The organism is Winogradskyella psychrotolerans (assembly GCF_018860565.1).
Classification (GTDB): domain Bacteria; phylum Bacteroidota; class Bacteroidia; order Flavobacteriales; family Flavobacteriaceae; genus Winogradskyella; species Winogradskyella damuponensis.
In genome coordinates this window covers 199673-212601 of record NZ_JAHKPS010000013.1, presented here as the reverse complement: position 1 = coordinate 212601, position 12929 = coordinate 199673, and the positions used below count along the sequence as shown (strand labels likewise).

Below are 12929 nucleotides of genomic sequence, written 5' to 3'. Positions count from 1 at the left end.
TTAAAAGTTTGTGTTTTATTGTTTAACAAGTTTTTTTGTTACTGTAGAGTTCCCTTGTGTGATTTTTACAATATAAATCCCAGTTTTTAAATCTTGAAGATTTAAATGGCTTGTTTTAGATATATTCTTTTTAAAAACGCGTTTTCCAAGAATATCATAGATTTCGATGTCTGTATCTGTATTAGATTTTAAATCTACAGTTAAACTATTTTTAATTGGGTTAGGATGTATCTTAACCTTTGTTGTATTAAATTCATCTGTACTTAATTCTGTGTAACAGGTGTAAGTTAAGTCTTCAAATATAACTCTATTACTAGATTCACTATTACCATCGATTACAATAGAAACACTATTTTCTATATTAATATTAGGAATTGTAATGGTTTGTTCAGTACCACTGTATGCAATTGTACCTACCAATATTCCGTTAACATTAACGTTAAATGTTCCTTCCGAACCGCTAAAGGCGCGTTGTGTAGTTACTATTAGTGAGCCAATTCCGCCAAACGTTGTAGGTGGTGTTAGCGAACCATTTCTAATGGTAATAGCTTTAGAGTTTAAGGTTTGATCAGTTCTTGCATCAGTTGCATTCCATGTACCTCCTTCATCTCCAGTCCAAGTAATATTCGCATAAGTATTTGGTACAACTACTATGTTTTCGAAAGTTTCAGTTAAACAATCTGATCCGTCAATAGTACCATTGTCTGTTGTAGTTTCACAATCTTGATTACTAAATCCAGATTCGTTATTAGCAGCATCTTTAGCTTTAACTGTAAAACAATAATTAGTTGCAGCAATTAAACCCGTTGCTACTGCTGTGGTATTACCAGAACTAAAGGCAAACGTTCCGTCAATATAGATATCATACGATATAACTCCAATATTATCGCTAGAAGCTGTCCAAGATAAAGTAATACTATTGTCTGTAGGATTAGAGGCTATTAAATTAGTAGGGTTTGTTGGAGCTTCAGTATCTGGAGTTGGGTTCCATATCATGTCGGCATATTCTGGATGATCTACAAAAGGGTTTGCATTGCCTTGAAAATCATAAGCCGCATTGTTTCTATCACGTTCTCTTTGGTCTACAGGGTCTACATTGTTGTGCCAATCGAGTAAAACCTCAATTGCCCAAGGAAAAAACACTTGGTCTTCGGTTCCGTTAAACATGTCAAAACTTGTATAATCATCAACAGTACTTTCGTAACGTGTAGCAAAATAAAGTAAGGCTCTAGCGATATCTCCTTTAAACTCATCGATAGGTTCAAAAACTATACCTGAATAGCCAGGCATTGCACTTGTTCCTCTTTTAGAACCATTTTGAGATGTAAGGTTTGCAGATCCTACATTTCCAAAAGGATAAGAGCCTCTATAGTTATTAACTCTACAATCTGTTGGAATAACGTGATGGATATCACTTTGCATAGGGTAATTACTATTAAAAGAGGATTGTGGTACTAAGTGCTCTCTGTTATAACAATCTCCTTCTGAATTTTGATTACCACCTTCATCAACATTATGTGTAAAATTGTATGGATCTGCACCTGTTGGATTTTCAGAATAGAAATCCAGAACCGTTCCGTCATTTTCATAAATGTTTCCAGAAGATACAGGGACATCAGAGTGTGTGTCTACATAGCCATTAGAGCCAGAAACACCAGAACCGTCATAAAGCTGGTCGTATGTTCTAGCTGTGTGACCGTTAGATATAATACTTTTTAGCTGTGTTTTTAATTCGAAACCCGATAAGCCATTAGCGCTATCGTAGTAATTAGATGGTATTTGAGCAAAACTATAGCTTAAAGTAAATAATGCTGTAATTATAATGTAAATATGTTTCATGCTTAATATTACTTTTTAAAATTGGGGTTGTTTTTTTTCTAAAAGTGCCATATAAAACCCATCAAAACCAGATTTGTATGCTAAAACTTTTTTGTCTTTAATAAACGTAAATTCTTTGCCTGCATCTGTTGTTAAAAATGTCTCAACTTGTTTTTGATTTTCTGAAGGTAAAACAGAACAGGTTGCATAGACCATCTTTCCACCAGGTTTTACCATTTTAGAGTATTGTTCTAAAACGTCTTGTTGTGTTTGTTTGATGTTTTCTATAAACTCAGGTTCTAATTTCCATTTGGCATCTGGATTTCGTCTTAACACACCTAAACCAGAACAAGGAGCATCTATTAATAAGCGATCTGCTTTACCATGTAATTTTTTAATAGGCTTTGTAGAATCGATAACTTTCATTTCAATATTATGAACTCCATTTCTACGTGCTCTAATTTTTAGTTTTTTCAATTTACTTTCGTAAATATCCATAGCAATAAGTTGACCTTTATTTTCCATTAAAGACGCTAAATGCAAAGTTTTTCCGCCAGCACCAGCACAAACGTCTACCACCTTCATACCAGGCTTTACGTCTAAATAATCGGCTACTAATTGTGAAGAAGCATCCTGAACTTCAAACCAGCCATTTTTAAAAGCTTCAGTTTTAAATACATTAGCACGTTCAACTAATTTTAAAGCCGAAGGATGCTGAGGTAAAAACTCGGTTTCAATATCTTCTGATTGTAATTTAAGTTGTAAATCTTTTTTAGTTGTTTTTAAAGTATTTACTCTAAGAATAACATCTGCTTGTTCATTTTGTTTCGCAATTTCCTTGGTCCACTCAGCTTCACCTAATTCCTTTACTCCTAATTCATCTATCCAATCAGGAATAGATTCTTTATATTTTCTAATTTTAGAAAGCTCATCAAAACGGCCTTTTATTTTTCGAGTTGGAGTATCTGTAAAGTATTTCCAATCTGGTAATTTAATGCCTTTTAATGTTGCCCAAACAGCAAACATTCTCCACAAATCATCTCTGTGGTATGGTGCTTTTACATTTGCTATTTCGGCATAAAGTCTTTGGTAACGTACAATGGTATAAACGGTTTCTGCAACAAAACCTCTATCTCTGCTTCCCCAACGTTTATCGCGTTTTAGTAATTGTTGTATCACTTTATCTGCATATTCACCTTCATTAAAAATAAGGTGTAATCCGTCAATTACGGCAAAGCATAAATTTCTGTGTAGTCTCATAAAAAAAGATTCAATTTTCTTCTCTCAATATGCAGTTTGGTTTGTCTGCAAAAAAGAACAAGCAAAGGTACGTTAAAAGTTTAAAAGTATGAGGCTTTGTTTAAAAGTGTTATTTTTAAAAAAATAATTAGAAAGAGCGCAAGTTTTTGTTAGAAATGGTATCTAAAGATAATTAAGCAATAAGATTTTTTTGACAGAAACTGAATTTATAGAGCAATTAAAACAGAAAAGCACAATAGCTTACAGTAGGCTTGTGGACGATTTTCAACAAAAAGTCTTCGCGACTTGTATCTCTTTTGTGCCTAATAAGGAGGATGCAGAAGATATTGCTCAAGACGTTTTTGTGGAGGTCTATAATGCTATTAATAAGTTTAAGGGAGATTCAAAATTATCGACTTGGATTTATAGAATTACAACAAACAAGTGTTTAGAATTTATTAGAAAGAAAAACACCAAAAAACGTTTCGCTTTTTTACAGTCTATAACAGGAAATGCCATTCCAATGGATAAAACAGATTATTTTACTGAAATGAATCATCCTGGAATTTTATTAGAAAACAAAGAGCTAACTGCTACATTGTTTAAGGCAATTAGTCGTTTGCCAGAAAGCCAATCCGTGGTTTTTACACTGCATAAAATAGACGGTAAAAGTTACCAAGAAGTTGCAGAGATTACAAAGCGAAGTTTATCATCGGTTGAATCTGTTATGTTTAGAGCCAAAAAGAATTTAAAAGGATTATTAGAAAATTATTATAAAAATGAACAGTAGCGCAAGTTTTTTTAAACTTTTACATCTAAATATAAAATATGAAAATTAATGTTGATATGACTAAAAAAGTAAATGACACTTTCGATTCTATTGAAGCGATACAAGAAGTTAAAGTGTCTCCTTTTTTTAAGGAAAATGTGATGCATAAAATTCGTATGGCATCCGAAGATATTCAAGAAACAACCTACTTATGGTTTACACCAAAATTACAGTTAGCGACTTTGGTTTGTGTAGTTGTTTTAAATATGATGGCATTTAATAATTTAAAAGAAACTACTTACGATAAAAATGTGAGCAGTTTTGCAGAGTCTTATGGCTTATCTACAACTATTGAATCTACTTTATTAAAATAATCATGAAGAAGAATAACATATTATATATTTTAGTTGCTTTTCTAATTGTAGTTAATGGATTTTTTCTATTTAATTACATGAGTAAAAGTGATGGTAACACGTTAAATGAACCTAAAGGAAATAGAGATTTTATTGTAAAAGAATTGGGGTTTAATAAAGCGCAGTTAGCAGAGTTCAAGGCCAATAGTAAAGACCATCATAAAACGATGATGCGCTTATCAGACGAAATTAAAAATTTAAAAGATGAACTCTTTAGTAAATTGTCAGATGACTCTATTAATGAAGCAACAGTTGATTCTATTTCATCTTTAATTAGCGAAAAAGAAAAAATAAAAGACAAAGAAGTTTTTTATCATTTTAAAATGATACAAGAGTTGTCTAATGATAAACAAAAAGAAAAATTTAAAATAATAATAATGGATGCTTTACGTAAGGGCGAACAAGGGCAGAGACCACCACGTCATGGAGAAGGTAAAGGACATAGACCACCGCCACGCAATTCGTAATTAAAAAACCACGAAAAGACCTTTAAGTATTGAGGGTCTTTTTTTGTTTTATTTCAGAAAAACGGTCGCTAGTTTAAAGCAGTATGTAGGTCAATAACAGGCAATCATTTAAGAGGTGAAATCCAAATATTAGATTTTAAACAACATAACGAGTTAGAAGATGAGTAGTGCTTTTCTTTTTTCAAAAAAAGAGAGTATAAAACACAAGTTTTTTTTTAATACGGCATCTAAACAATTATTGCGTTAATAATTTTAAACTAAACAAATGAAAAAAACAATTACTCAATTAGTATGCTTGTTAGTATCAATAAATGCGTTTTCGCAGGATTTGTATGATATAAACACTATTCAAACTATAGAGATTCAATTTGCTCAAAGCAATTGGGATACACTTTTAGATGCCGAAAAAGCAGGTGATAATAATTATACAGAAGCCACTTCTGTAACAATTAATGGAACCGTTTATAATCAGGTTGGTGTAAAATATAAGGGAAATAGCTCTTATAGTGCAAACCAAACAAAGAACCCATTTCATATTGAGCTAGATACTTATGTAGATCAAGACCACCAAGGTTATACAGATATAAAATTGGCAAATGTAATGTTTGACCCTTCCTTTGTAAGGGAAACGGTAGCTTATAATATTGTAAATCAATATATGGATGCACCTCAAGCCAACTATGCAAATGTATATGTTAATGGAGATTTAATTGGTTTATACACCAATACAGAATCTGTTTCAAAGAAATTTGTGAATAAACATTTTAATTCTAATGACAATGCTTTTTTTAGTTGTAGTCCACCAGATGGTGCAGGGCCTCAAAGTAATAACTTACCAAACTTACAATATTTAGGAACTAATAGCTCAAGTTATGATGATGCTTATGAAATCAAATCAGATGACGACAATGATCCAACAGTTGCTGATGCTCATTGGAATGATTTAATAGAATTAACTCAAATTTTAAATAACGACATCACTAATATAGAATCTGTGTTAGACGTTGATATGGCTATTTGGATGCTAGCATTTGACAATGTTATGGTGAATTTAGACAGTTATATCGGTCAGTTTAAGCAAAATTATTATTTATATAAAGACAATAACGGACAGTTTAAGCCTGTGGTTTGGGATCTAAACATGTCTTTTGGAACTTTTGGTATGACAGGCGAAAATGGAGGAGGTCCTGGTCCAGGTGGTCCAGGTGGAAATTTAAACTCAACTACACAAAAAGCACAGTTAGATCATTTATTGCACGATACAGATGCTAATTTCCCATTAGTTTCTAAACTGTTGGCAGTACCTAAATATAAGAGAATGTATTTAGCACATTTTAAAACTATTTTAACAGAAAACATAAGTAATTCAAACTACTTAACTTTAGCTAATGATTATCAAGCTATAATCTCTGCAGCAGTAATGGCAGATACAAATAAGTTCTATACCGATGCTCAGTTTACTGGTAATATAAATACAGATTATAGTGTAGATATGAATACGGCTTCTGGACTTACAAATTTAATGAATGCTAGAAGTGCATACTTATTGGCACAATCAGATTTTACAAATACACAACCCACTATAGTTAACTTAGGATCTTCGGTAACTACACCTACAATTGGAGATGTAATTACAATTACAGCAAATGTAACAGATACAAATGATGTGTTTTTAGGATATAGAACAGATGAAACACTCCCATTTACAAAAGTTGAAATGTTTGACGATGGCGCACATAACGATGGTGCTTCAGGAGATGGTGTTTATGGTACAGATATTACAATAGATGAAGCTTACATGCAATATTACATCTATGCAGAAAATAGTAATATAGGTGCCTTTTCTCCAGCAAGAGCAGAATATGAATTTTATACCGTAGATGCTACTTACCCGACCTTAAATGTAGGTGATTTGGTAATCAACGAAATCGTAGCTTCAAACGATACAGGTGAAACTGATGATGCGGGCGAATATGAAGATTGGATAGAGCTATACAATACCACAAACACGACATTAAGTTTGGATAACCTATATTTATCTGATGATGCAGAGGATCCTTTAGTTTATCAATTTCCAACAGGAACAACTTTAGCAGCAGACAGTTATTTAATTGTTTGGTGCGATAAGGATACCGAACAAGGAGAGTTTCATGCCGATTTTAAATTCTCTTCAGGTGGTGAAACGGCTATATTGTCGTATGCAGATGGCACTGTTTTACAAAATATAACCTTTGGAGAACAAACTACAGATATGGCTTATGCTAGAAATCCAAACGGAACAGGTGATTTTGTGATTCAAGCACCAACATTTGGAATGAATAATGAGTCGCTTTCGGTTGACGAGGTTACATTTAATAATCACTTAAGATATTTTCCAAATCCAACAAAAGATTATATAACTATAGAGAATTCAAATTTTTCAATTGAGTCGGTTGAGGTATATAACCTACAAGGTCAGCAATTGCATAAAAATAAATACACAAACAGAAATTCAATCACTTTAGATTTTACATCCTTTTCCAAGGGACTATATATGGTGGTGGTTAATAAAACATCAATTTTAAAAATTGCAAAAAAATAACAGCTTATAGGATTTGTAATTCACATCTATTTAAATTGTTTTAAAAACAGAAAAGCTCAAGAAATATAATGTTCTTGAGCTTTTGTCTTTAATAAAGGTTACAATTAATAGATGAGTTTATGCTTTAATAATGACGGTTATAAGTTTTGTGTTTTTTTTAACAAGAATACACACAAGTTAAAAAGGTTAAGCACATCTAAACTTATATAACTTAAAATTTAAAAAAATGAAAAGCAACACATTTAAAACAGCAGTACTGGTCTTTGGAATTATGATTATTTCCAATATGTCTTATGGACAATCACAAGGAAGGCAAGAAAGAAAAGCACCACCAACATTTAGTGAATTATTAAAAGAGATGGATAAAAACGAAGATGGTAAACTTTCAAAAGAAGAATTAAAAGGCCCATTAAAAGAAAATTTTTCTAAAGTAGATACAGATGAAGATGGATTTATTACAGAAGAAGAATTTAAAAAAGCACCAAAGCCTAAAAGAAAAGAGAGAAACAAGTAAAGCTAAAAAATAGAAACAAGAATTTGAGTTAGTCCTAAGATTTTTGATTTTGATTGGTAGATAGTAGTTAAAGGCTTCGAGAGAAATTTCGGAGCTTTTTTCAAAAATAGACCCGATTAGCACAAGTTTTATTAGAATAACGCATCTAAAAATAAAATTTAAATCATAGAAAATGAAATATTTAAATAAAAGCATAGGTATTATGGCTTTATCTGTGTTGTTAATTTGTAATAGTTGTAAAGGAACTAGTGAACATAGTCATGATGGTTTAGGTAAGCACTCACATGCAACTGAAAGCGTAGCCAACGATTATTTTGGAGCTTACAGTTTAGAGGACGAAAATTATGGTACCAAAACAAAAGTAACGCTTACAGCAAATCAACGTATTATGGTAACCAATGCATTACCAAATCATAAAACAGGAGCATTTCCAACAAAAGGAAATCCTAATACGATTTCTGCACAAAACAGAACCTATACCTTTCCTATAACCCCACAATATACAGGAAAAGCAGAATGGGTTAGAGAGCCAGGAGTAGCATTAAATGGAGTAAAGTTTGAACCAGGAACAGCAGAAGTTGTAGAGTGTGAAACAGGTGAGAATTATCGTGTTGAAGCTCTTCAAGATGTTATCGATTTAGGGTTGGATTTTAACCATGCACATGTACAACCAACAGGAGCTTACCATTACCATGGCACGCCAACGTCTGTTATCCAAAATTTTGATACAGGAGAAGATTTAGTTCATATTGGATTTGCACACGATGGCTTTCCAATGTATTACTCTAAAAGCGGTAAATATAAACCAAGTTATAAAGCCCTTGATGGAAATAGAGAAGGAGAAGAATGTTCATATGAAAACCCACATCAATCTATGGATATTTCTGTTGGAGGTCATCACGACGGTACCTTTACTTCAGATTTTGAATATGTAGAAGACTCTGGAGATTTAGACGAGTGCAACGGAATTACTATAAACGGACAATACATGTATCTAGTAACCAATGAGTTTCCTTATGTAAGTCGTTGTTTAATGGGAGAAGTTTCTCAATCAGAACGCCAGGGACCACCAAATAGAGATGGTAGAAATCAAGGTCAAAGACCAAGCGCAAAAGCTATTATAGCTGAGATGGATAGTAACAAAGACGGAAAACTATCTAAAAACGAAATAAAAGGACCATTAGTTAATGAATTCTCTACGGTAGATACTAATAACGATGGTTTTATCTCTCTTGAAGAATTAAAAAATGTAAACCAAGAAAAAAGACAACGTCCTTAAGGGGTTAGGAATTGATTTTTAAAATAAAGCGCAAGTTTTTTTAGATAAGCATATCTGAATAATAAACGGCCTAAAAAAATATCATACAAAACCACTAATAAAATTAAAATTATGAAAAATATATTCAAATTATTAGCCTTAATATTAATGCTTTTTGCTGTTACAATTGCTTGTTCTTCAGATGATAGTTCAACATCAACAGACGATGCTGGAGATGATGGAGAGGTAACAGAACTTCATGCTGCCTTTGCCGATTTTAATACAGATAATACAACAATAGCATTAAGTGGAAATAACGTAGTTATTCAAACTAATGGCTTGCCAGATCATACCTCTCCGTATTGGTCTAATACAACATCTAGAACAATAACAGGTCCTGAAGGTAATACTATGACTACAGTATCAAGTTCTAACCATCCGCTTTGGGTAGAACCTACAATAACCTCTTATGATCAGATGGCACCCGGAAATATTGATGATTTTAATGGGGCGTATACATTAACAGTTTCAGCAAGTCCTACTTTGGCCAGTAGCTCTACTGCAACAGGATTAGGCGCTATTGGTATTTCAGTTTCAGGAGCTGTAATCTATAATGATGAAGAAGGACCAAATATTCCTCTAGATAATGCCGTAGGATCTTTAGATTATACTGCAGCACATACTGGGCCACAAAGCTACCATTATCATTTAGAACCAAAAGCATGGTCAAATAACGATGATGATTTAATAGGAATTATAGCAGATGGGTTTTTCTTATATGGAAGAAAATGTAACTCAACAGGAACATATCCTACAGATTTAGATGCTTCAGGCGGACATACAAGCACAACACAGCATACAACAACTGCCGAGTATCATTATCATATTCAAAACGAATTATACTTAAACCAATACTATATTTTATTCCCAGGTGACTATCAAGGAACTCCAAGTAATATTCAATAAAAGCTGTATAATTTTCAGTTTAGTATTCTTTTTTAATTGTCAAAATGAAGGCCATAAAAATGAAGTACTAGCTATGGTTCAAGTTAATGAGATAAAGGAACTAAGTGTTGCTAAGTCGCAATTAATATTGAATCAAAATGTTGGGCTTGTTTATTATAGAGGCAAGCCTTTTACAGGAACTTCAGTTTTAAATTATCTTAATGGTAATAAAGCTGAAATAATTAATTACACTAACGGAATAAGAGAAGGAGTTTATAAAAAATGGTTTGAAGATGGTTTATTGAGTTTTGAAGCCTATTATGTAAACGGAAAGTTAGATGGTGTCTCAAAATCATGGTGGTTTAATGGTAACCTTAGATCAGAGTCACATTATATAGATGGAGTAGCAAACGGTATTCAAAAACAGTGGTATGTTACGGGTGAAAAGTTTAAACAAATGATCATTGTTAATGGTAAGGAAGAAGGCATGCAAAAAGCATGGAGACGTAACGGAAAAATCTATAATAATTACGAGGCCAAAAATGGACGTATTTTCGGATTAAAACGTGCCAATTTGTGTTTCCAACTAGAAGAAGAAATTGTTCAAGATGAAAAAATATAGTATTTTATTTTTAGTATGTATACTGCTGAGTTGTAAGGAGGAAACTAAAGTAAAAACAAGTAGAGTCGCTACACTTCCTTATTATAGTGAAGCCAGTTTTACACCACATTGGTTGTATAAAGGAGACGAAGAATTAAAAAACTTTCATAAAATACCAAGCTTTAGTTTAGTAAACCAAGACGGGAAAAAAGTCACTGAGAAAACTTTTGAAGACAAAATTTATATCACAGATTTTTTCTTTACAACTTGTCCTGGTATTTGTCCAAAGATGACAGCAAATATGTCGATTTTACAAGACGAATTTATTAATGATGATGAGGTTTTACTATTGTCACATTCTGTAACACCAGAAACAGATTCTATCCAAGTTTTAAAAGATTATGCAGAGGCTAAAGATGTTGTAAGTGCCAAATGGCATTTAGTTACAGGCGAACGGAAAACTATTTATGACTTAGGTCGTAAATTTTATTTTGTTGAAGAAAATTTAGGTGAAGAAAAAACAGAGGATGACTTTTTGCATACTGAAAATTTTGTGCTAATAGATAAAGACAAACACATACGTGGAATTTATAATGGTTTAAATAAAACAGCTGTTCAACAATTAATAACAGATGTAAAAACCTTAAAAAACGAAAAATAAAAAGACCTTGATTTGATTGATTAAGATTGATTTGTAGAAAGGCTTTACGATTATATCGTAGAGCTTTTCTATTTTTAGGGAAAATTATTGAATATGAGATTTATATTGCTATTACTTTGCTTCGTTTTTTGTAATTCTTGTAAAGATGAATATATAAGACCGGAAGTTTTTTCTAAGGTCATTTTAGAACCAATAGTAGAAGATTCTACATTAAGTGTTAGAGCTATTGATTTTAATAATGAATACTTGTTATATGGAAGTTCCGATCATTTAGGAAAACATGCATTAAGTTCCGAGTTTAAGATTAACCTTAATGAGCTGAATGTAAATACCGGAAAAAATCACTTTAAGTATATACTTAATTATAATGAAAAGCCACTTCATTTTAGAGCAATTGAAGAAGTGAATGGAAACCTTTTTGCTGTCTCGATAGCTAATCCTGGACGATTGTATAAACTATCTAGAAAAGCGAAAAATCCTAAATTGATATATGAGGAAGAAGATGAAAAAGCCTTCTACGATGCCATGAACTTCTGGAACGATGAAGAAGGTATTGCCATTGGTGATCCAACAGACGATTGTATGAGCATCATCATCACAAGAGATGGCGGAAATACATGGACAAAGCTATCTTGCGAGGATTTACCAAAGACTAAAGAAGGAGAAGCTGCTTTTGCTGCAAGTGATACCAATATTTCTATTGTAGGAGATCACACTTGGGTTGCTACAGGTGGCAAAGCAAGCAGAATATTATACTCACCAAACAAAGGCAGAACTTGGGAGGTATTTGAAACTCCTATTATTCAAGGTAGAGCAACTACAGGAATATATTCTTTAGACTTTTACGATGAACAAAATGGATTCGCTATAGGTGGAGATTACACCAAGCCAAACGATACTTTAAACAATAAGATAAGAACTAGTGATGGAGGAAAAACTTGGCAAGTTGTGGCTAATGGAAGAGGTCCTGGTTATAGGAGTTGTGTGCAATACATTCCAAACTCAGATGGAAAGGAACTCGTCGCTATTGGTTTTAAAGGTATTGATTATAGTAATGATGCTGGAGAATCTTGGACACATTTAAGTGATGAAGGCTTTTATACCATTCGGTTTTTAAATGATTCTGTGGCTTATGCAGCAGGAAAGGGAAGAATAAGCAAACTTAATTTTAGAGAATAAAAAAAAGGAAACTGTTTAAGTTTCCTTTTTGTCTTTTTTATTAGCGATTACCTTTTTCATTGGTATGGCGTTTTTTATATTCTTCAAACATTTTATGTTTAAAGGATCGCTCTGCCTGATACAATTTTATTATTTTTTTGGCAGGAAGAATTTCTAGCAATTCATTTAACATTTTAGAGTGTATGGCTACCTTTTGTTTTTCCATTTTTTCCATATCTAATAATAGGGATTTGGCTTCAGTTTCAGAAAGGTCTTCAGGCCTTTTTTCTTTTCGCCTTTCCATAGATTGCTCTCTAAGTTTGTCTTCTGCATCTTCATTAGCATTATATATTGGCCAAAATTTCTGTGCCTCAGTTTTAGTTAAGTCTAATTGCTCGGTAATATGAGCAATTTTTAGGGCTTTAATTTTTTCTCTATCTAGTTTTTGCGCAAATAAGCTGGCAGAAACAAATAATGTAAGAATGATTGTCTGTATTGTTTTCAT

The 12929-nt window shown here is 32.5% G+C and carries 13 protein-coding genes; 10 read left to right on the top strand and 3 right to left on the bottom strand.

The window, feature by feature from the left end; all coding sequences use genetic code 11:
- Positions 1-15: 15 nt before the first annotated feature.
- Both KO504_RS05560 and KO504_RS05555 read right to left on the bottom strand, forming a co-directional pair.
- On the bottom strand, positions 16-1839 hold the full coding sequence (locus KO504_RS05560; protein ID WP_215925336.1) for an endonuclease: 1824 nt from the start codon (positions 1837-1839) through the stop codon (positions 16-18).
- 15 nt (positions 1840-1854) lie between these two features.
- Positions 1855-3078, bottom strand: a complete 1224-nt coding sequence (locus KO504_RS05555) for an RsmB/NOP family class I SAM-dependent RNA methyltransferase (protein ID WP_215925335.1) — start codon at positions 3076-3078, stop codon at positions 1855-1857.
- A 190-nt stretch (positions 3079-3268) separates the two neighbouring features.
- On the opposite strand from KO504_RS05555, the gene KO504_RS05550 reads away from it, so the two are divergent.
- The 10 genes from KO504_RS05550 (at position 3269) to KO504_RS05505 (ending at position 12445) form a co-directional block, all read left to right on the top strand.
- A complete protein-coding gene (locus KO504_RS05550; protein WP_215925334.1) occupies positions 3269-3847 on the top strand; it encodes an RNA polymerase sigma factor in 579 nt (192 codons plus the stop codon).
- Between the two features lie 38 nt (positions 3848-3885).
- The gene (locus KO504_RS05545) at positions 3886-4200 is read left to right on the top strand and encodes a hypothetical protein (RefSeq protein ID WP_215925333.1); all 315 of its coding nucleotides are present in this window, start codon (positions 3886-3888) and stop codon (positions 4198-4200) included.
- 2 nt (positions 4201-4202) lie between these two features.
- Entirely contained in the window at positions 4203-4706 is a 504-nt protein-coding gene (locus tag KO504_RS05540) for a hypothetical protein (RefSeq protein WP_215925332.1), read from the top strand.
- Between the two features lie 265 nt (positions 4707-4971).
- Positions 4972-7287: a CotH kinase family protein gene (locus tag KO504_RS05535; RefSeq protein ID WP_215925331.1), complete on the top strand. Its 2316-nt coding sequence runs from the start codon at positions 4972-4974 to the stop codon at positions 7285-7287.
- A gap of 226 nt (positions 7288-7513) precedes the next feature.
- Positions 7514-7801 (top strand): EF-hand domain-containing protein, encoded by a 288-nt coding sequence (locus tag KO504_RS05530; RefSeq protein WP_215925330.1) that lies wholly within the window; start codon positions 7514-7516, stop codon positions 7799-7801.
- Positions 7802-7973: 172 nt separating this feature from the next.
- Positions 7974-9080 (top strand): YHYH protein, encoded by a 1107-nt coding sequence (locus tag KO504_RS05525; RefSeq protein WP_215925329.1) that lies wholly within the window; start codon positions 7974-7976, stop codon positions 9078-9080.
- 111 nt (positions 9081-9191) lie between these two features.
- Positions 9192-10025, top strand: coding sequence for a YHYH protein (locus KO504_RS05520; RefSeq protein ID WP_215925328.1), 834 nt, complete (start codon positions 9192-9194; stop codon positions 10023-10025).
- A gap of 73 nt (positions 10026-10098) precedes the next feature.
- On the top strand, positions 10099-10626 hold the full coding sequence (locus KO504_RS05515) for a toxin-antitoxin system YwqK family antitoxin (protein ID WP_215925327.1): 528 nt from the start codon (positions 10099-10101) through the stop codon (positions 10624-10626).
- The gene (locus KO504_RS05510; protein WP_215925326.1) at positions 10613-11266 is read left to right on the top strand and encodes an SCO family protein; all 654 of its coding nucleotides are present in this window, start codon (positions 10613-10615) and stop codon (positions 11264-11266) included. The genes KO504_RS05515 and KO504_RS05510 overlap by 14 nt, the downstream gene beginning before the upstream one ends.
- 93 nt (positions 11267-11359) lie before the next feature.
- Positions 11360-12445, top strand: a complete 1086-nt coding sequence (locus KO504_RS05505; RefSeq protein WP_215925325.1) for a WD40/YVTN/BNR-like repeat-containing protein — start codon at positions 11360-11362, stop codon at positions 12443-12445.
- Between the two features lie 40 nt (positions 12446-12485).
- Here the strand turns inward: KO504_RS05505 and KO504_RS05500 are convergent, their stop codons facing one another.
- Entirely contained in the window at positions 12486-12929 is a 444-nt protein-coding gene (locus KO504_RS05500; RefSeq protein ID WP_215925324.1) for a Spy/CpxP family protein refolding chaperone, read from the bottom strand.